At 70.6% G+C, this 18,793-nt stretch carries 18 protein-coding genes and 1 pseudogene; 10 read left to right on the plus strand and 9 right to left on the minus strand.

The genetic code is table 11. The features are described from left to right. From CS1GBM4_RS12940 to rpoH, 4 genes and pseudogenes are all read left to right on the plus strand, one after another. A pseudogene (locus CS1GBM4_RS12940) lies at nt 1–589 on the plus strand (hypothetical protein); the annotation flags it as partial. 13 nt (nt 590–602) lie between these two features. Continuing rightward, nucleotides 603–2,270: a heme biosynthesis HemY N-terminal domain-containing protein gene (locus CS1GBM4_RS24765; RefSeq protein WP_186419144.1), complete on the plus strand. Its 1,668-nt coding sequence runs from the start codon at nt 603–605 to the stop codon at nt 2,268–2,270. Nucleotides 2,271–2,424: 154 nt separating this feature from the next. Then, nucleotides 2,425–3,459, plus strand: coding sequence for an RluA family pseudouridine synthase (locus tag CS1GBM4_RS12950; protein WP_186419145.1), 1,035 nt, complete (start codon nt 2,425–2,427; stop codon nt 3,457–3,459). Between the two features lie 209 nt (nt 3,460–3,668). Continuing rightward, nucleotides 3,669–4,565 carry an RNA polymerase sigma factor RpoH gene (rpoH, locus tag CS1GBM4_RS12955; RefSeq protein ID WP_186419146.1) on the plus strand — a complete coding sequence of 299 codons (897 nt, stop codon included), beginning with the start codon at nt 3,669–3,671 and terminating at the stop codon, nt 4,563–4,565. Nucleotides 4,566–4,659: 94 nt separating this feature from the next. On the opposite strand, the gene CS1GBM4_RS12960 is transcribed toward rpoH, so the two are convergent. Continuing rightward, nucleotides 4,660–5,718 carry a DUF2125 domain-containing protein gene (locus CS1GBM4_RS12960; protein WP_186419147.1) on the minus strand — a complete coding sequence of 353 codons (1,059 nt, stop codon included), beginning with the start codon at nt 5,716–5,718 and terminating at the stop codon, nt 4,660–4,662. Nucleotides 5,719–5,857: 139 nt separating this feature from the next. Between CS1GBM4_RS12960 and CS1GBM4_RS12965 the strand changes: the two genes are divergently transcribed. Continuing rightward, a complete protein-coding gene (locus CS1GBM4_RS12965; protein WP_186419148.1) occupies nt 5,858–6,415 on the plus strand; it encodes a gamma-glutamylcyclotransferase in 558 nt (185 codons plus the stop codon). A 252-nt stretch (nt 6,416–6,667) separates the two neighbouring features. On the opposite strand, the gene CS1GBM4_RS12970 is transcribed toward CS1GBM4_RS12965, so the two are convergent. From CS1GBM4_RS12970 to ftsE, 5 genes are all read right to left on the minus strand, one after another. Continuing rightward, nucleotides 6,668–7,150 carry a hypothetical protein gene (locus CS1GBM4_RS12970; protein ID WP_186419149.1) on the minus strand — a complete coding sequence of 161 codons (483 nt, stop codon included), beginning with the start codon at nt 7,148–7,150 and terminating at the stop codon, nt 6,668–6,670. A 59-nt stretch (nt 7,151–7,209) separates the two neighbouring features. Then, nucleotides 7,210–7,992: a lysophospholipid acyltransferase family protein gene (locus CS1GBM4_RS12975; RefSeq protein ID WP_186419150.1), complete on the minus strand. Its 783-nt coding sequence runs from the start codon at nt 7,990–7,992 to the stop codon at nt 7,210–7,212. A gap of 50 nt (nt 7,993–8,042) precedes the next feature. Next, nucleotides 8,043–8,777 (minus strand): YdcF family protein, encoded by a 735-nt coding sequence (locus CS1GBM4_RS12980; protein ID WP_186419151.1) that lies wholly within the window; start codon nt 8,775–8,777, stop codon nt 8,043–8,045. Nucleotides 8,778–8,914: 137 nt separating this feature from the next. Continuing rightward, complete coding sequence (locus CS1GBM4_RS12985) at nt 8,915–9,892, minus strand: ABC transporter permease (RefSeq protein WP_348522325.1); 978 nt, start codon at nt 9,890–9,892, stop codon at nt 8,915–8,917. After that, the gene (ftsE, locus tag CS1GBM4_RS12990) at nt 9,879–10,538 is read right to left on the minus strand and encodes a cell division ATP-binding protein FtsE (RefSeq protein WP_280177715.1); all 660 of its coding nucleotides are present in this window, start codon (nt 10,536–10,538) and stop codon (nt 9,879–9,881) included. Before ftsE ends, CS1GBM4_RS12985 begins: the two co-directional genes overlap by 14 nt. A 265-nt stretch (nt 10,539–10,803) precedes the next feature. Between ftsE and CS1GBM4_RS12995 the strand changes: the two genes are divergently transcribed. The 3 genes from CS1GBM4_RS12995 (at nt 10,804) to CS1GBM4_RS13005 (ending at nt 12,694) form a co-directional block, all read left to right on the plus strand. Beyond that, nucleotides 10,804–11,613 carry a zinc-ribbon domain-containing protein gene (locus CS1GBM4_RS12995; protein ID WP_186419153.1) on the plus strand — a complete coding sequence of 270 codons (810 nt, stop codon included), beginning with the start codon at nt 10,804–10,806 and terminating at the stop codon, nt 11,611–11,613. Nucleotides 11,614–11,755: 142 nt separating this feature from the next. Continuing rightward, nucleotides 11,756–12,316: a hypoxanthine phosphoribosyltransferase gene (hpt, locus tag CS1GBM4_RS13000; protein ID WP_186419154.1), complete on the plus strand. Its 561-nt coding sequence runs from the start codon at nt 11,756–11,758 to the stop codon at nt 12,314–12,316. 3 nt (nt 12,317–12,319) lie between these two features. Then, nucleotides 12,320–12,694 (plus strand): response regulator, encoded by a 375-nt coding sequence (locus tag CS1GBM4_RS13005; protein WP_129159700.1) that lies wholly within the window; start codon nt 12,320–12,322, stop codon nt 12,692–12,694. Here the strand turns inward: CS1GBM4_RS13005 and CS1GBM4_RS13010 are convergent, their stop codons facing one another. Then, entirely contained in the window at nt 12,695–13,201 is a 507-nt protein-coding gene (locus tag CS1GBM4_RS13010; protein ID WP_186419155.1) for a TspO/MBR family protein, read from the minus strand. A gap of 103 nt (nt 13,202–13,304) precedes the next feature. Between CS1GBM4_RS13010 and CS1GBM4_RS13015 the strand changes: the two genes are divergently transcribed. Further along, nucleotides 13,305–14,459, plus strand: a complete 1,155-nt coding sequence (locus CS1GBM4_RS13015) for an aminotransferase class V-fold PLP-dependent enzyme (protein ID WP_186419156.1) — start codon at nt 13,305–13,307, stop codon at nt 14,457–14,459. 73 nt (nt 14,460–14,532) lie between these two features. Here CS1GBM4_RS13015 and CS1GBM4_RS13020 read toward each other — a convergent pair whose 3' ends face one another. Next, on the minus strand, nt 14,533–15,135 hold the full coding sequence (locus tag CS1GBM4_RS13020) for a glycoside hydrolase family 19 protein (protein WP_186419157.1): 603 nt from the start codon (nt 15,133–15,135) through the stop codon (nt 14,533–14,535). A 212-nt stretch (nt 15,136–15,347) separates the two neighbouring features. On the opposite strand from CS1GBM4_RS13020, the gene CS1GBM4_RS13025 reads away from it, so the two are divergent. Beyond that, on the plus strand, nt 15,348–16,640 hold the full coding sequence (locus CS1GBM4_RS13025) for an aminotransferase class V-fold PLP-dependent enzyme (protein WP_186419158.1): 1,293 nt from the start codon (nt 15,348–15,350) through the stop codon (nt 16,638–16,640). A 46-nt stretch (nt 16,641–16,686) separates the two neighbouring features. Here CS1GBM4_RS13025 and CS1GBM4_RS13030 read toward each other — a convergent pair. Beyond that, nucleotides 16,687–18,793 (minus strand): TIGR02302 family protein (locus tag CS1GBM4_RS13030; protein ID WP_186419159.1); only part of this gene is annotated, 2,107 nt, incomplete at its 5' end.

Genomic DNA, 18,793 nt, shown 5'->3' on the forward strand with positions numbered 1-18,793 from the left:
CCGCGACGCGGCCACCGCGCTGGGCCAGCGTCTCGCCGGCGTCGAGGCCGCTGCCAGGAGCGCCGCCCAGCCGAGCAGGCAGGCGCTCGCCGCGGCGCGCGTCGTCCTCGCCGAACGGATCCGCGACGCGATCGGCTCCGGCCGCCCCTTCCAGTCCGACCTCGCCGCGCTCGGCGACATCCCGGCCGAGCAGCGGGCTGCGCTCGCCGCCGTCGCCGGCGCCGGGGCGCCGACGCGCGACAGGCTGCTGGCGCAGTTCAAGAGCCATCACGCCCTGTTCGTGCGCGAGACCGCGCCGGCCGCCAACAGCTGGGAAGACAAGCTGCTCGGCCTGGCGAGCCGCATCGTCACCATCCGCCCGGTCGGCGAATCCGGCTCCAGCGATCCTGCGACCCTGCCGATCCGGCTGGAGGCAGCGCTCGCCCAGGGCGACGTCGTCAGGGCGGCCGAGCTCTGGACGCAGCTGCCCGAGCCGGCGCGGCGCGGCAGCGAAGCCTTCGGCACGGCGCTGAAGCAGCGAGCGGCTGCGGAATCGACGATAGACCGCATCGCGCAGGACGCGGTCGCGGCGCTGGGCACGGCAGGCTGAGGGGATAGATCCGATGGTTCGCGTACTGGTCTATCTCTTTGTCATCGCCCTGCTCGCCGCCGGTGCCGTCTGGCTCGCCGACCGCCCGGGCGAGGTCTCGATTCTCTGGCAGGGCTACCGGATCGAGACCAGCGTCGCGATCGCCGCGATCGGCGTCGTCATGCTCGCCTTCCTCGCGCTCGTCGCCTGGGCCGTGCTGCGCTTCGTCTTCGGCCTGCCCTCCGCCTTCGGCTTCGCCTCGCGGGCGCGGCGCCGGGCGCGCGGCTTCGAGGCGATCTCGCGCGGCATGGTCGCGATCGGCGCGGGCGACCCCGTCGCCGCCGGGCGCTACGCCACCGATGCCCGCAAATTCGCCGCCGGCGAACCGCTGACTCTGCTGCTCGAAGCGCAGTCGGCCCAGCTCTCCGGCGATCGCGGTCAGGCGGAGGCGGCCTTCAAGGCGATGCTCGACAAGCCCGAGACCCGCGTGCTCGGCCTGCGCGGTCTCTTCGTCGAGGCGCGCCGGCGCGGCGACATGGCCGCCGCCCGCGCCTTCGCCGACGACGCGGTGCGCCGCTCGCCCTCGCTCGCCTGGGCCAACGACGCCCTGCTCGACTTCCACACCGCCGCCGGCGACTGGCAGGCCGCCCGCACCGCCGTCGAGCGCCGTGCCGCCCTGCGCCTCGCCGACAAGGGCGAGGCCAAGCGCCAGCGCGCCGTCCTGCTCGCGGCCGAAGCCCTCGAGGCCAAGGATCGCGAGCCCGAGAAGGCGCTCGCCGCCGCCCTCGAAGCGGTCAAGCTCGCGCCGGGCCTCACCCCCGCGGCGGCCCTGGCCGGCCGGATGCTCTCGGAGCGCGGCGACATCAAGAAGGCGGCGCGGCTGCTGGAAGCGGCCTGGAAGCAGGTCTCGCATCCCGACATCGCCAGCGCCTATCTCGATGTCCGCCCCGGCGACAGCGCCCGCGACCGGCTCGCCCGCGCCGAGACGCTGGCGAAGCTCCGGCCCGCCGATCCCGAGGGCGTGCTCGCCCTCGCCGGAGCCGCCATCCACGCGCAGGACTTCGCCCGCGCCCGCGCCACCCTGAAGCCGCTGCTCGCCGGCGGCGCCTCGGTGCGCGCCTGCCTGCTGATGGCCGAGCTCGAGGAGGCCGAGCACGGCGCCACGGGCCGCGTGCGCGAATGGCTGGCCCGCGCCACCCGCGCGCCGCGCGACGCCGCCTGGGTCGCCGACGGCCTCGTCTCCGACCAATGGCTGCCGGTCTCGCCGATCTCGGGCCGGCTCGACGCCTTCGTCTGGACCGTGCCGCCGGCGACGCTCGGCAGCCAGGGCGCGCATCTCGACGACGACGTCCTCGCCGATCTCGACCAGCCCTCGGCCCCGCTGCTCGAAGGCAAGGCCGAGATCGTCGAGGCCCAGGCGGCGCCCGCCGCGGCCGGACTCGCTCCGTCCGCGCCGAGCGAACCCGCGCAGCCGGAAGCCGCAGCCGAGGCCAAACCGGAGACCAGACCAGAGCCGGCCGTCGCGCCCGCTCCTGCGCCATCCGAGGCCGTCGCCGAGATCGCGCCGGTGACGACGAAGCCGGCTTCGCAGCAGGCCAAGCCGGCGCCGGTCGTCTTTCCGGTCGCGCACGCCCCCGACGACCCCGGCCCGGAGCAGCAGGCGCCGGGGGAGACGAAGGGGCGGTTTCGGATCTTCAGCTGACGCGACAGCGCGCGTCATTCTCGGCCGAGGCGCAGCGAGGAGCCGGCAATCTCATGCCGAGAAGGCGCGCGCTTGTGCCTTCCGGGCTGCCATGTTCGGGGCGAGCCCGAGCATGACGCGTGATCTTTGCCTTCCGGCCGCCTATAGACGGCGCATGACCACGCCCGAAACGTCCACCGCGCAGCCCGCCACCGAACTCGTCATCACGCCCGAGCAGGCCGGCCTTCGCCTCGACAAGGCGCTCGCCCTGCTCGGCGGCGAGGTCTCGCGCGCCCGCCTGCAGCAGGTGATCAAGGAGGGCGGCGTCAGCATCGACGGGGCGATGGTCGCCGATCCGAGCCGCAAGGTCGCGGCCGGCCAGCGGCTCTGCCTCGTCATGCCCGAGGCCAGGCCCGCGGCGCCTGTCGGCCAGGACATCCCGCTCGCCGTGGTCTTCGAGGATGAGCACCTGATCGTGATCGACAAGCCCGCCGGGCTCGTCGTCCACCCCGCCGGCGGCCATGAGGACGGGACGCTGGTCAACGCGCTGATCGCCCATTGCGGGGCGAGCCTCTCCGGCATCGGCGGCGTGCGCCGGCCCGGCATCGTCCACAGGCTCGACAAGGACACCAGCGGGCTGCTCGTCGTCGCCAAGAACGACAGGGCCCATCGCGGCCTCGCCAAGCAGTTCGCCGACCATGGCCGCACCGGGCCTCTCGAACGCGCTTATCTCGCCCTGGTCTGGGGCGCACCGCGCCGGCAGACCGGCACGATCGACGCCCCGATCGAGCGCTCGAATCGCAATCGCGAGAAGATGATGGTGGTCGGCGAGGGGCGCGGCCGCGAGGCCATCACCCATATCGAGCTGATCGAGCGCTACCCGCCTCTGCTGCGCGGCCATGAGGAGGCCGAGGCCCTGGCGAGCCTGGTCGAGTGCCGGCTCGAAACCGGCCGCACCCACCAGATCCGCGTCCATATGAGCCATATCGGCCACCCGCTGCTCGGCGACCAGCTCTACGGCTCCGGATTCATGACCAAGGCGAGCCGTCTGCCCGACAAGGCCCGCGCCGCGCTCGCCGCTCTCGGCCGTCAGGCGCTGCATGCGCGCCTGCTCGGCTTCGAGCATCCGCTCACCGGCGAGGAATTGCGCTTCGAGTCGGAACCGCCTGCCGACTTTGCACGTTTGCAAGCAGAGCTCTCGATCCTGTGACGGACTTTTGCTGCGCGGCCCACTTTCCGCCACCCTCGCATCGTCTATACTGCGCTGCGAAAGCGGATGGCTAAAGGGGCGCCGCTAGGGTGCTCGCAGCGGGCGACAGGGCGAAGGTCGTCGTCAGCGCACAGCACCGGACGATCCTGCCCGATGGAACATCGGGTGGTTGGCTCGCCGCAAAGCGGGAGCTGGAAAGGAGTACGAGCATGGCGACTGCGTCGTTGCCCGTCATGTCCGCGGAGGGCGGACTTTCACGTTATCTGGACGAGATCCGTCGGTTCCCGATGCTGGAGCCGAACGAGGAATTCATGCTGGCGAAACGCTGGCGCGAGCATGGCGACCGCGATGCGGCCCATAAGCTCGTGACCTCGCATCTGCGCCTCGTCGCCAAGATCGCCATGGGCTATCGCGGCTACGGCCTGCCGATGGGCGAGGTCGTGTCGGAAGGCAATGTCGGCCTGATGCAGGCGGTCAAGCGCTTCGAGCCCGACAAGGGCTTCAGGCTCGCGACCTATGCGATGTGGTGGATCAAGGCCTCGATCCAAGAATACATCCTGCGCTCCTGGTCGCTGGTGAAGATGGGCACCACCGCCAACCAGAAGAAGCTGTTCTTCAACCTGCGCAAGGCGAAGAGCCGCATCTCGGCGCTCGGCGAGGGCGATCTCAAGCCCGACCAGGTCAAGAGCATCGCGACCAAGCTCGGCGTCGCCGAGCAGGACGTGATCGACATGAACCGCCGCCTCGGCGGCGACGCCTCGCTGAACACCCCGCTGCGCGAGGATGGCGAGGGCGAATGGCAGGACTGGCTGGTCGACGACAGCGACAGCCAGGAGAACCGTCTCGCCGCCTCCGAGGAGAGCGACAACCGCCACCAGGCGCTGCGCGAGGCGCTGGGCGTGCTCAACGAGCGCGAGCGCCGCATTTTCGAGGCGCGCCGCCTCGCCGAGGACCCGATCACCCTGGAGGAGCTCTCCGAGGAGTTCGGCGTCTCGCGCGAGCGCGTCCGCCAGATCGAGGTCCGGGCCTTCGAGAAGGTTCAGGACGCGGTCAAGAAGGCGCTGGTGAAGATCGAGGCGCCGCGGGCGGCCCTGCCCGCAGCCTGAGCCACTCCTGCCTTTCCGGGGCGCCGCCAAGCGGCGAGCCCGGGTTCCAGGCTTAGGCCGCGGCCTGTCCGGAACGACCGAGGCGCTTGGATGTTCAATACAGCGGCAGCAGCGGCTGCAGGGGAAGCCTGAGCGGCCCGAGGAATACCCTGCCCTCGCGCAGGACGATCGGCGGCAGCGGCGCGAGCCCTGCCGCCGCATTGCCTTGGGCGCCGTCCCCGGCGCGACCGCCGAACAGGGCGCCGAGGCCCGCCGTCAGCCCACCGACCTTGACGCCGGCGATGCGGTCGATCCCGGCGACCGCCGCATCGATCCGCCCGCTCGGCCGGTGCGTCTCGTCGAGCGCGATCCGGCCGGTCGCCTCCAGCCGCGTCGGCCCCTTGACGACGGCGAGCCTGGCCACCTCCAGCCCGCCCCCGGCCGTGCGCCAGGCTTCGAGCGCATCGGGATTGAAACCGCGCCGAAAGGCGGGCGCACCCGACAGGCTCGCCTGCAGGTCGAGATCGGCCGCCTGGCCGTTGCCGATCAGCGCTTCCAGGGCCGGCAATACGCCGCCCCTGGCGTTGACGGCGAGGTCCACCGTCCCGTCGCTGGCGAAGCGCTGCGGATTGGGCCGCAGATGCGCTTCGGCCGCAGAAGCTCGCCAGGTCTCGGCAGCTGCCTGTCCGGGTTCTGTCACGGTCAGCACCGGCTCGTCCAGCACGAGCGAGAAGCGTTCGAAGGCGAGTCCGCTCAGACGCAGGCTGGCCGCGAATTCCTTCCAGTCGAGCGCCGCCTTGCGCCCCTGCGGCAGGTTCGCCAGCATCGGCCCGGTCATCTGCAGGATGATATGGCCCGGCGTCCAGACCTGCGCGACCGCGACCGCCGGGCCCGCATCGACCTTGACCTCGTCACCCCAGCGGGAGGAGGTCAGCGTCAGGCTGGCGCAGCGCACCTCGATCCGGAACGGGTAGCCGCCGACGCTGCGCTCCCGGCAGGTCCAGTTGCGCCCGGCCCGCGCCTCGCGGGCGATGCCGGCGTCGAGCTCCTGGTCGACCTTGCTGCGCGCGAAGCCCCAGATGCCGGACCAGCCGGCCGCGAGCAGCGCCAGCAAGGCGAAGGGCGCGTAGAGCCAGACGCGGCCGTGCCGGCGCGTGGGGGTGGCGTCGGGCATGCGCGGGCGCTCCATTGCGAAAATCTCGATGGGTTGATAGCGACCGGGGCCGCAACGCGCCAGCACCGGCGGAGATGGTCCGCCTGCGGATGGCGAGAGCCTCTCTGGCGAGGCAAGCGGGCTAAATTGTGAGGATCGGATGACGGCGTCGCTTCCGCCGGAAGATCTCTGGGTGTTCGGCTACGGTTCGCTGATCTGGCGTCCCGGCTTTGCCTTCGTCGAGCGCGTCGGCGCGCGCCTGCACGGCTTCCACCGCGCGCTCTGCATCTATTCGCATGTCCATCGCGGCACGCCGGAGGTGCCGGGCCTTGTGCTCGGCCTCGATCGCGGCGGCATCTGCCGCGGCGTCGCCTTCCGCGTCGCCGCCGGGCAGGCCGAGGAAACCATCGACTATCTGCGCGCCCGCGAGCAGGCGACGGCCGTCTATCTCGAGCGCCGGCTCGCCTTGCGGCTCGACGACGGCCGGCGCCTCAGCGCGCTGACCTATGTCGCCGATCGCAGCCACGGCCAGTATGCCGGCCGCCTTCCGGAAGCCGCCGTGCTCGCTCTGGTGCGCCAGGGCAAGGGCGTCTCCGGCGAGAATCCGGACTATGTCCGGCGCACCCACGAGCATCTGCACGAGATGGGCATCCACGACCCTCTGCTGGCGCATCTCGTCGCCGAGCTCGACAGGGCCGACCGCCTGGCGGCGCTTTGAACGCTCACATCGGAGCCACCCGTCATTCCGGGTCAGGCCGAAGGCCTGAGCCCGGAACCTATGAACACGACGGCGCCGGACGAAACGCCGTCATTGCGAGCGCAGCGAAGCAATCCAAGAGCCGCAGAGCTCGACGCCCCTCTGGATTGCCTCGTCGCTTGCGCTCTTCGCAACGACGAAGAGTGTCGTGTTCATGGGTTCCGGACCCTTCGCTCCGCGAAGTCCCGGAATGACGGCCCGATTCCGGTGACCTCACGCCTCCGGCATCAGATCGAGCAGGGCGCTACGCCGTCCCGCCCCGTCCTCGGCGAGGAGGTGGACGTGGATCTCGCAGGCGCCGGCCATGGCGACCGCGTCGCGCCAGCGGGTCAGCGCCGCGTCGATGCCGAAGGGACCGCTGTCGCGCGCCGCCACGATCCTGCGCTCGGGCGAGACCGCGAGCAGCACGGCATCGCTGAAACCGAGGGCATGACCGTCCTGGACGGCGAAGACTGAGGCGACATAGCGGCGCCCGGAACGACCGCGCCAGGCGGTGAAACGGCGCTCCGCGAGACGGGCGGTGGCCCGCAGCGGCATCTCGCGCACCTGCCCCCGTTCCGCCTCTTCGGCGGCCGATGCAGCGGGATGCTCTGCCGCGGCGGGCTGGATCGCCTCCAGCAGATTGAGTTGGCGCGGCATCGCATCGGCGGTCCTGGTGCGATCGAACGGGACGCGGGCTCGGGCGAGAGCAGCCATGTCGTTCCTCCTTTGTTCCAGAACAAAATCGGAACAGTGCCCGCCCTTGTCAAGGGCGATCAGGCGCTGGGCTGCGCCTCCTGCCGTATGCTGACAGGAGGCGACACACCGAGCCGGGCGAGTTCGGCGAGGCCTTCCGCCAGCAGCCGGTTGCTCGCCGTCTCGATCTGGTCCTGCAGCAGCGCGTGGAACGCCATCTTGTCCATGCCCGGCGCGATCGGCGGCAGGATCTCGACGCGGATCGTGCCCGGCCGCTTGATCAGGCTACGGCGCGGCCAGTACAGCCCGGCATTGAGCGCGACGGGGACGCAGGGCACGCCGAGCTCGGCATAGAGGTGGGCGACGCCGTATTTGTAGGCCGGCTCGGCGCCAGCCGGGCGGCGCGTGCCCTCGGGGAAGATCATCAGCTGCCGGCCGTTCTGGCCGAGCTCGACCCTGGCGCGCCGCGTCACCGCCTGCAGCGCCCGGCTGCGCGCGCCGCGATCGACCGGGATCATCCTCAGCTTGAGCAGGCACCAGCCGAAGAAGGGCAGCCAGGTCAGCTCGCGCTTGAGGATGTAGACGGGGTTGCGGAACACCGTCACCAGCGCGAAGGTCTCCCAGGCCGATTGGTGCTTGGCCGCCATGATGATGCCGCCGGGCGGGATGTTCTCGACGCCCTCGATCTCGTAGCGCGTGCCGACGATCACCTTCATCAGCCAGAGCGAGCTCCACGCCCAGCCCTGCGCGACCATCAGCAGGAATCGGTGCGGCAGGACGAGCGTCACCATCGCCGCGACCAGCCACAGCGCGAGATTGAGATAGAAGGCGACGTTGAACAGGAGCGAGCGGATCAGCAACATGGCCCGCAAGAACCCCGGCGGCCGGGGCGCGTCAAGAGCCCGCCGGAAAGTCAGGCACCGCGCCCCTGGGCCGCGGCCCGCGAGCGCTTGTCGTGCTCGGGTCCGATCAGGTCGCCCGGCTTCGGCGAGACCGGCTTGCGGCCGCCGATGATCACCGACAGCCGTGAGGTCTCGGGATCGGTCTCGAATGTGCTGCGGACGGCCGCGACCAGGTATTTGAGGTATTCCGGCGTCAGCAGCCGGATCGTGTGCCAGTCCCGCCACCAGCCGGCGACGTCGACCTGGTCGGTCACGACCGGATGCGGCACGAAGCGCACGCCCGGCATCGCATGGCCGAATTCGAGCAGCGTGCGCGGCATGTGATAGTTCGACGTCACCACCAGCAGCGAGCGGAAGCCGTGCCGCTGCACCCAGCGCCGGGCCTCGATGGCGTTTCCGATGGTGTTGCGGGCGCGATAGTCGAGGTCGACGCAACAGGCCAGCGCCTCGCGCGCCGTCGGGTTGAGCTTGGCCAGCTCCTCGCGGCTCGTCCTTTCATTGACGCCGCTGATCAGGAGACGCCTTCCGCGATCGGCGTTGAGCAGGCTGACCGCGTCGCCGATCCGTTGCGCGCCGCCGGTGACCACGACGATCGCATCCGTCGCCGGGGGCGCGCCGACCTCGGTCACCGACAGGCCGGTGGCGAAACGGACATATCCGGCGGCGAGCAGGAGCGCGCCGGCGCAGCCCGACCAGAGCAGGAAGCGGCGCAGCAAGCGGCGCCGCGGGGAGGCGTCCACCGTCATCGGTCGCAGGTCAGCCGGGCTGTCCTCAACGCAGGGAAGATGACCTTGCCGGGTTCCAAGCAGCACCATGAGGTTGGGTCACTAACCGCCCAATCGGGCACAATGACGGCACGCCCACAACTTCGCCGTGAAGCGATTCAGCCCATTGCCCGCAGATAATGCCGTACCGTCAGGCGCGAGACGAGTCCTGCGATCGCCGCGACCACCGCCGCCACCAGGATCACCACCGCATAGCCCGACCAGCCGATCTCGAAGGCGCCGAACAGCGCCTGCAGCTGGTCGGCTTCCGGCGTCGCGCTCCAGGCCGAGGACAGGAAGCCGAGCAGGGCGATCGCCATGATCGCCGCGAGCCCGCCCGCCGCACCGCCACGCAGGCCGAGCGCGACGAAGCGCGTCTGGAACTCGCGCGCGATGAACTCGTCGGTCGCGCCGACGAAATGCAGCACCTCGACAGAATCGCGGCTGCCGGCCATGGCGCCGCGCGTCGCGAAAGCGACAGCGAGCCCGGCCGCGACCAGCACGAGCAGCACGACCGCGACGCCGGCCAGGATGATCGTGCTCGCCATGGTCGAGAGCCGGCGCACCCAGAGCCGGTGATCGTCGAGCGTCGCGCTCGGCACCTCGCGCCGCAGCGTCTGGCCGAAGGCGACGAGATCGGTGGCGACGGTCGAGGACAGCCGCAGCACGATCAGCCGCGGCACCGGCAATTCGACGAGGTCGAGCCCGGCGCCGAGCCAGGGCTCGAGCAGCTTGTCCGATTCGGCACGCGGCATCGGCCGCACGTCGGAAACGCTCGGCACGGCCCGGGCGAGTTCGACCGCGCGGGCGATGTCCTGCTCGATATTTCGGCGCGGATCCGGCCTGATCTGGATCGTCATCTCGTTGGCGACCGCGCCGCGCCATTGCTCCGAGGCGCGGGCGGCGAGCAGCGCCGCCCCGGCGCTCAGCGCCGCCAGGAAGGTCAGGATGGCGATGACCACGACGAGGGCACGCCCGGCGACCGAATCGACCGGGACCAGAGGCTGGTCGCGGCGCAGGCTCGCGGGCAGGCGCGGCCCGCCGCGCGCCCGCTCCTCCTCGGCCTCTTCCGATTCGACGAGATCAGGCATCGACATGCAGATGTCCGTCCGCCAGCACGAGGCGCGGCGCGTCGTAGAGCTCCATCAGGGCGATGTCGTGGGTCGCGATCACCACCGCCGTCCCCAGCGACTGCAATTCCATGAACAGCCGCAGCAGGCGCCGCCCGAGGCCCGGATCGACATTGCCGGTCGGCTCGTCGGCGAGCAGCAATTGCGGCCGGCTGATCAGGGCACGCGCGATCGCGGCGCGCTGCTTCTCGCCGCCGGACAGCACCGCCGGCACGGCATGCATGCGCTCGCCCAGCCCCACCCAGCGCAGCAGCTCGACCACCTCGGCCCGATAGCTCGCCTCCTCCTTGCCGATCACCCGCAAGGGAAGCGCGACGTTCTCGTAGACGGTGAGATGGTCGAGCAGCCGGAAGTCCTGGAAGACGACGCCCATGCGCCGACGAAAATCGGTGAGCGTGGCGGCATCGAGGCGCGAGACGTCCTGCCCGAACAGGTTGACCAGGCCGCGCGTCGGCTTCAGCGCCATCAGGATCAGCCGGATCAGCGTGGTCTTGCCGGCGCCGGACGGCCCGGTCAGGTATTGGAACGAGCGCGGCGCGATGCCGAAGTTGATGTCCTTCAGCACCTCCGGCCCCATCCCGTACCGCAACCCGACATTCTCGAACCGAACCAACGCCGCTCCTCTCGCTCGCCTTGCGAATCGTGCCGGACAGGCGCCGATCCGGCGCGATCCTACACCGAGACCAGGCCCCCGCGGGAGGCGTCGAGGCGTTTTCCTCAGCCGGGCCGCCTCGGCTTTACGCGACATTAACCATAAATCCACCCTATGGGAGCCGGAGCCGTGCGCCGCCCCCGCTTCGGCTTGCCGGAGACGGCGAGAGGATCAGGCTCCGCACCGAAATCGCGCCGATGCCGCGCGGAGCGACCGCTGTCAGGCCATGCTGATCGTCTGCCCCAACTGCGCCAGCCGATACGAGATCGCCGAAGCCAAGATCGGGACCGGCGGCCGCAAGGTGCGCTGCGCCAGTTGCCAGACGACCTGGCAGATCGAGGCGCCGCCGCCCGGCGACATCCTGGAATCCGACCTCGCTGCCGCGGGCCCGGAGCTTCCCTCCGCACCCAGCCCGGAGCAGACCGCCGCCGAGCTGGAAGAGGAATTGCGCCGGGCGGCAGAGATCGACGCCGACATCTCGGCGCTCGCAGCCGAGCGGGCCGGCCCCGCGCAGCCGGAGGCGCCACCGGCCGCGCCGGCCCGGCGCCGGCGGAGCTGGACCGATGTCGGCAATCCGGTCGCGGGGCTGCCCTCGGCGGCGGCCGGCCTGCTCGTCGTCGCCGGTTTCGCCGCGCTCGGGCTCGGCCTCTGGCAGCGCGAGCGCGTCGTCAGGGTGATACCCCAGTTCGCCGATCTCTATGCCAGGATCGGCCTGCCCGTGAATGTCCGCGGCCTCGCCTTCAGCGCCGTGGAGAGCGACCTCGTCCAGGACCCGCAGGGACGCTTCCTGGTGGTCTCGGGCGACGTCACCAACATCACCAGGGGCGTCGCCAAGGTGCCGCCGATCACCGTGACGGTGCGGAGCGAGGACGGCAAGGTGCTCTACAGCTGGACGACGGAGCCGCCGCGCCCGACGCTCCAGCCGGCCGAGCTCATGCATTTCCGCGCCCGCCTCGCCTCGCCGCCCGAGAACGGGCGCTCGATCCAGCTGCGCTTCGGCGCGGGCACCCCCGGCGGCCTCGCCAGCCTCGACTGATTTCCCACACCTGATTTCCTGCACGCGTCAGCCCGCCCGCTTCAATTGTCCGCATATGGACGCTATGACTGGCCCTGAATGGTTTAGCCCGCGATCACGGGGCTGCGCGGGCCCTGGCCCGCGCCGAAAGGAACGGTCGTCGATGCCCCAGCCCCAGCGTATCCGCGTTCTCTACGACGAGGCGGCGATCGCCGCGCGCAACGCCGAAATGGCCGCCGAGATTGCCGCAGGCGCGGGTGAGGACCTGCTCGTCGTCGCGGTGCTGAAGGGCAGCTTCATGTTCGTCGCCGATCTGATCCGGGCCATGCACCGCGCCGGCATGGCCCCGCAGGTCGAGTTCGTCCATCTGTCGAGCTACCGCGCCGCCACCGTGTCCTCGGGCCAGGTCGAGATCCTGCGGGACGTCCAGAGCGATGTCCGAGGCCGGCATGTGCTCCTGGTCGACGACATCCTCGAATCCGGCCGCACGCTCGCCTTCGCCAAGGACCTGCTCGCCGCGCGCGGCGCCGCCCGCGTCTCCACCGCCGTGCTGCTGGAGAAGCCCGGCAAGCGCGCCGTCAACATCCAGGCGGACTATGTCGGCTTCGAATGCCCGGACTATTTCGTCGTCGGCTACGGCATGGACGTCGCGCATTCCTATCGCCAGTTGCCCTATGTCGGCGTCATCGAGACGGCCGATCAGGCCGGCCTTCCGGGGATCTGAGCGATGTCGCGCATTCTCGTGGTCGACGACGAGGAAAGCCTGCGCTCGCTGGTCGCGCGCGGCCTCGCCATGGACGGGCACGACTGCCTGACCGCCGGCGACGGCGCCGAGGCACTCGATATCCTGATGGCCGAGCAGGGGCATTTCGACCTGCTGCTCACCGATATCCGCATGCCGCTGATGGACGGCATCGCACTGGCGCTCGCCGCCAAGCAACAGTTCCCCGATCTCACCATCATGCTGATGACCGGCTATGCCGAGCAGCGCGAGCGCGCCAAGAGCCTCGAGACGATCGTCGCGGAGGTGATGACCAAGCCTTTCACGATCGCCGAGCTGCGCGAGACGGTGCTGCGCGTGATCGAGCGCTCGATCGGCTGATCAGCGGTTCAGCCACCAGATCGAGGCGTTGAGCAGGCCCGCGAACCCCACCCAGGCGAGATAGGGGGCGAAGAGAGCTGCGGACAGCCTGTCGCCCAGTCCGGCAAAGCACCGCATCGTCCAGGCGATCGTCGCCAGCAGCAGCGCGATCACGACGAGCCCCCCGGTCGGGCTGTTCAGCCCGAAGAAGACGCAGGACCAGAGCACGTTGAGCGCGAGCTGGAGGTGATGGGCGAGCAGCGCCCGCGCTCTGCCCGCCGTCCCGGCCGGCCGGCGCCAGATGCGGAAGGCCGCCAGCGCCATCAATGCGAACAGCGTCGTCCAGACGGGCGCGAACAGCCAGTTCGGCGGATTGAAGGGCGGCTTGGCGAGGGCCGCGTACCAGCCCGGGATCTGGGGTACGGTCACGGCACTGCCGATGAGCGACGCCGCGACCACGGGCAGGATGGCGAGAAGTGCGGCCAGCCATAGGCCCGGCTGACGATCGGCTTCCGTTGACAGGGTCATGCGGCGAGCATGGGGTGTCCCTGTGCTCCCGGCAAGGCGTCTCTCTTGCGCTGCAGCGGAACGGGTGAGATGAATTGTCTCTCATAGTAGAAACTGGATCGCCATGACCAAGCGCCCGCTGCATCCCCGCTCGCTCGCCGCCCAGGCACTGGGCAAGATCGACCCTCTGACCAAGGCGGTGGTGCCGCCGATCCACGTCGCCACGACTTATGTCCGCGACGAGGACAACGCCTATTCCTCGGGCTTCGTCTACGGCCGGCCGGACAACGAGACGGTCCATGAGGCGCAGGCCGTGCTCGCCATGCTCGAGGAGGCCGAGGCCGGAGCGCTGCTGTTCGGCTCGGGAATGGCCGCCGCGACCGCCGTGTTCCAGGCGCTCTCGCCCGGCGATCACGTCGTCGCCTCCAAGGTGATGTACTGGGCGCTGCGCTCCTGGCTGCTGACCGAAGCGACGCGCTGGGGGCTGAAGATCGACTTCGTCGAGACCGACGATCTCGCCAGGCTGAAGGCCGCGATGAAGCCCGGCGTCACCAGGCTGGTCTGGGTCGAAACGCCGTCCAACCCGCTCTGGACCATCACCGACATCGCCGCCGCGGCCGAGATCGCCCATGCCGCCGGCGCCAAGCTCGCGGTCGACTCGACCTGCGCCTCGCCGGTCCATACGCGCCCGCTGACGCTCGGCGCCGACATCGTCATGCATGCCGCCACCAAGGTGCTGAACGGCCATTCCGACGTGATCGCCGGCGCGCTCTGTGCCCGCGAGGACGACGCGTTCTGGGCTCGCGTCAAGACGGTGCGCAAGATGCAGGGCGCCATCCTCGGCCCGTTCGAGGCCTATCTCCTGATGCGCGGCATGCGCACGCTCCATCTCCGGCAGGAGCGGCAATCGGCCTCGGCCCTGGCGCTGGCGACGAAGCTCTCGGCCCATCCGCTGGTCTCGCGCGTGCTCTATCCGGGCCTGCCGCAGCACCCGGGCCACGACATCGCGGCGCGCCAGATGGAAGGCGGCTTCGGCTTCATGCTCTCGGTCCAGGTGATCGGCGGCGAGACGGCGGCGATCAAGTCGGCCGCGCATGTCGAACTGTACAAGCGCGCCACCTCTCTGGGCGGCGTCGAGAGCCTGATCGAGCATCGCGCCTCGATCGAGGGGGCCGGCTCGCCCTGCCCGCCCGACCTGCTGCGGCTATCGACCGGCATCGAGGATGTCGACGATCTCTATGGCGATCTCGATCAGGCGCTGAAGGCCGGGCATCGCTGAGCCGCGGCCCGCTCGTTCCAGGCGGGTACGGCGCGGCGAGCCCGGACGGCGACGGCGCCGAGGGGGCCGGCTCTCAGAACCAGATTCCCTTCGCCGTCGTCAGCAATTGCCGGCGGGCGGCGAGGCCGCCTGCGCCGCCATTGATCAGCTGGGTGACGCGGGCCGTGTCGTCGCGGTCGGCCGCGGCGTTGATCTTGCGGTCGCGCCAATAGGCGAAGGCGATCTGGATCGAGACGCGCGGATCGAGCGCGAGCTCCGGCCGTCCTTCGAGGTCGACGTTCACCAGCCGGCTCATGCGCCGGTAGTTGGCGCGCCCGGTGAGCTGGAAGATCCCGCGCCCGTGATAGCGCGCCCCGTCCCCGGGTTCGGTGTTGCCGAGGTCCTCGCGGCCCTCATAGCGGGCGAATTGGGCCGGCCCGCCCCGCTCCTCCAGCGTGCGGAAGCGGTCGGTCTCGTGTGCGGCCTGGGCCAGGAAATGGCAGACCCGCAACGGGGTCGTCACCTCCGCCGCGGCCGCGAGCCGGCCGAAATGCAGGGCGATGTCGTTCATGATCTCGGCCTTGCCCGTCGGCGCGAGCTGGGCGAGGCGCCCGACGGTGACGGCGAGATCCGGCGCCCGCGGGATCTGCGCCTCCTCCGGCATGGTTTCCTCGGCTGGCGATCCCTGCATCGACATGGCGGCGCGCTCCTGCTGCGGTCTTGCGCAACTATGCACCGGTTTCGCGGCGCGGGGATGAATCCGTCGGAGCCTCCGTCACGGCCCTGAAACAGCCCGGCGCTAGAGCCGGATCCGTCTCGCACCTTTAGCTTAGAGACCGTTTTACCGATCAGCTTGCCGGTGCAGGCATCGGAACGGGCTCTAGGACCAGCGCCCACCGGGAACCCGCCATGACCGATCACACCGCCCTCAGCCGCCGCGCGCTGCTCGCAGCGCTCGGCACGGCCGCGCTCGCCGCGCCGGCCCTCGCCCGCTCGCTCCCGCCGGTCCCAACGAGCAGCGTCGCCACCGACGCCGGCTATTGGGACGCGGTTCGGCGGCTCTACAGCGTCACGCCGGGCATGGTGAATCTCGAGAACGGCTACTGGGGCATCATGGCCGAGCCGGTGAAGGCTGAATACAAGCGTCTGACCGACTTCGTGAACTTCGAGAACACGGTCTACGCCCGCTCCCGGATCGGCAAGGACCTCGACGAGGTCCGCACGCCGCTCGCCGCCTTCCTCGGCGTGACGCGCGAGGAGATCGCGCTGACCCGCGGCGCGACTGAGGCGCTGCAGACGCTGATCGCCGGCTACAACCGGCTGAAGCCCGGAGACGGCGTGCTCTATGCCGATCTCGACTATGATTCGATGCAATACGCGATGAACTGGCTGAAGGGCCGGCGCGGGGTCGAGGTCGCGAAATTCGACATCCCGGAGCCGGCCACCAAGGCCAATGTGCTCGCGAGCTACGAGGCCGCGCTCACCGCCAACCCGAAGACGAAGCTGCTGCTGCTCACCCATGTCAGCCATCGCACTGGGCTGATGCTGCCGGTCAGGGAGCTCGCCGCCATGGCGAGAGCGCGCGGCGTCGACGTCATTCTCGACGCCGCCCATAGCTGGGGCCAGGTCGACTTCAAGGCCAGGGATCTCGGCGTCGACTTCATCGGCTTCAACCTGCACAAATGGATCGGCGCGCCGCTCGGCGTCGGCCTGATTTACATCGCGCGCGAGCGCCTCGCCGATATCGACACCCATTACGGAGACGAGGATTTCAAGGCGGACGACATCCGCTCACGCATCCACACCGGCACGCCGAATTTCGCCGCCCAGCTCGCCGTACCTGCCGCGCTCGCCCTGCATCAGGAGATCGGGCCGCAGGCCAAGGAGGCGCGCTACCGCCATCTCCGCAACTACTGGGTCGCCAGGGCGCGCGAACTGAAGGGCGTGGAAATCCAGACGCCCGACGATCCGGAGATGGTCGCCGGCATCACCTCCTTCGCGCTGAGCGGCAAGCGCTCCGCCGCCGACTGCAACGCCGTCGTCGCCGCCCTGCGCGACCAGCACAAGGTGATGACGGTGCGCCGCGGCGGTGTCGCCAGGGGTAACACCATCCGCATCTCGCCGGCCCCCTATCTAACGGAAGTCGATCTCGACCGCTTCATCGCGGCGCTCGTGGTCGTCTCGGGCAGCCGGGCAGGCTGACCGGCGCCGTCATTCCCCTTCCCCCGCAAGGGGAGAGGGGCAGCGGTCAGTTCCGCCGCAACAGGCGCTCGAGATAATCGAGCTCCTCGGCGGGGCGCAGCGGGTCGCCGAGGCGCCGGCGCAGCTCCTCGAGAATGCGCCGCGCCCGCTGCGTCGCGCTCTCGTCGGCGCCGGGCACGCGCACCCGTCCATCGCCCCAGTCGCGCTGGCGCTGCGGCCGGCCGAGCGGATCGTTGTTGTCGCGCTGCTGCGCCGACGGCCTGCCGGGAGGGCGGCCATCCGGCTCGCCATAGGCGTTCTCGTTGCCCTCGCCCTCGCCGGGCTCGCCCTGCATCTGCTGGGCGAGATTCTGGCCGCCCTTGCGCAGGGCGTCGAGCGCCCGCCCCTGCGCGTCGACCGCATCGCTGTCCTGGCCCTGGCCGAGCTGGCGCTCGGCCTCGCGCATCGCGTCCTCGGCCTCGCCGAGCTCCCCCGGATCGGCGCCCATGCCGCGCATGCGCCGCTGCAGCTCCTGCAGCCGCTCGCGCAGTGCCTGCTGGCGCTGCGACAAGCCCTGACCCTGGCCCTGCCCGCCCTCGGCGTTCTGGCCATCCTCGCCTTCGCCGTTCTCGCCGGGCTGCTGCCCGGGTTGCTGGCCGCGCTGACCGCGCTGGCCCTGCTGCCCTTGCTGGCGCTGACCCTGGCCGGGGCGCGCCTGCTGCTGGCCCGGCCGCCGGCCCTGCTGGGCCCGGTTCTGGCGCTGCTGGTCCTGCTGATAGGTCTCGTCGCGCAATTGCTGCTGTTCGCGCGTCATCCGGTCGAGGTCGCCGAGCGCCTGGCCCATCTCGCGCTGGCGCGGGTCCTGCTGGCCGGGGCGCGCCGTCTTGAGATTGTTCAGGATGTTGTTGAGCTCCTCCATCAGGCGCTGCGCCTCGGCCATGTCGCCGCGCTTGGTCAGCTCCTCGATCCGGTTGAGCAGGTTCTGCAGGTCGCGCGGCGTCACCGTGCGGTAATTCTCCGGCAGCTGCGCCTGGTTCTGCTCGCCATTCTGCTGCTGGCGCTGCCATTGCTGGGCGAGCTCGCGCATGAACTGATCCATCGCGCGGCGCAGATCCTCGGTGAGCTTCCTGATCTCCTCCTCGGTGGCGCCCCGCTCGAGCGCCTGCTGCAGGTTCTCCTGCGCGGCCCGCAAGGCCCGCTCGGCATCCGAGAGATCGCCGTCCTCGAGCTGGAGCGCCAGCGCCCACATCATCTCGGCGGCATCGCGCAGCTGATCGTCGCTGGCGGCCCGCCGCAGGCGCTCGCCGATCATGCGCATGCCGAGATAGACCCCGGTCTCCTTCATGAAGCGGTCGGGCTCGATCATCAGCGCGTCGAGCGCGAGCTGCACCTTCCTGCGGTTGTCGACGTCCATCACCAGCTTGCGGCGCTGCTCGACCAGCGCCTTGGCCAGCGGCTTGGTGAAGGTCCGCTGCGGCAGCGTCACCTCGACGATCTCGCTGCGCCCCTCCTGCCCGGTCTCGTCCCGCGCCAGCAGGCTCATATTGACCTTGGCGCCGGCCCAGGGATGGGCCGAGAAGTCGACCGTGCTCTTCATCTCCTCCTCGCCCGTGCCGGAGGACGGTACCGGCAGCACGTGCTTCGGTGCCTCGACCAGCGAACGCCCGCCGGAGGCCGGAGCGACACGCGTGACGAGCACCTCGGCCGAGGCGACGCCGTAATCGTCCTTGGCGCGGTAACTGATGCCGAGCCCGCCCTGCACGCCGCTGACCGGCTTGGGCGGCTCGGCGAAGGCGATCTCCGGCTTCCGGTCGACGATCGCATGCAGGCTCAGCGTCTGCGCCGGCGCGCCCGAGCCGGTGATGCGCAGGGTGCCGTCGCCGGCGAGGAGATAGCGCTTCTCCATGACGGCGACCGTGTTCGCCGGTGCCGCACTGGCCTCGGCCGGCTTCGGATCGCCGGACTTGCCCTCGACCGGCACGGCATCGAGCCGGCCGGTGGTCGCGACCTCCATGCCGCTGCGCCCGGCGATGCGGACCACCACGGTCGATTTCTCGGGCACGTTGAAGCTCGGGCTGGCGAGCCTCGCGAAATCGATCAGGATCGGCGGCATGCGCGTATAGGACGGCGGGTCGATCCAGGCATCGATGCGGACCGCGGCGGCGGCGAGCGCA

Source organism: Allobosea sp. CS1GBMeth4, assembly GCF_900185715.1.
Taxonomy (GTDB): Bacteria; Pseudomonadota; Alphaproteobacteria; order Rhizobiales; family Beijerinckiaceae; genus Allobosea.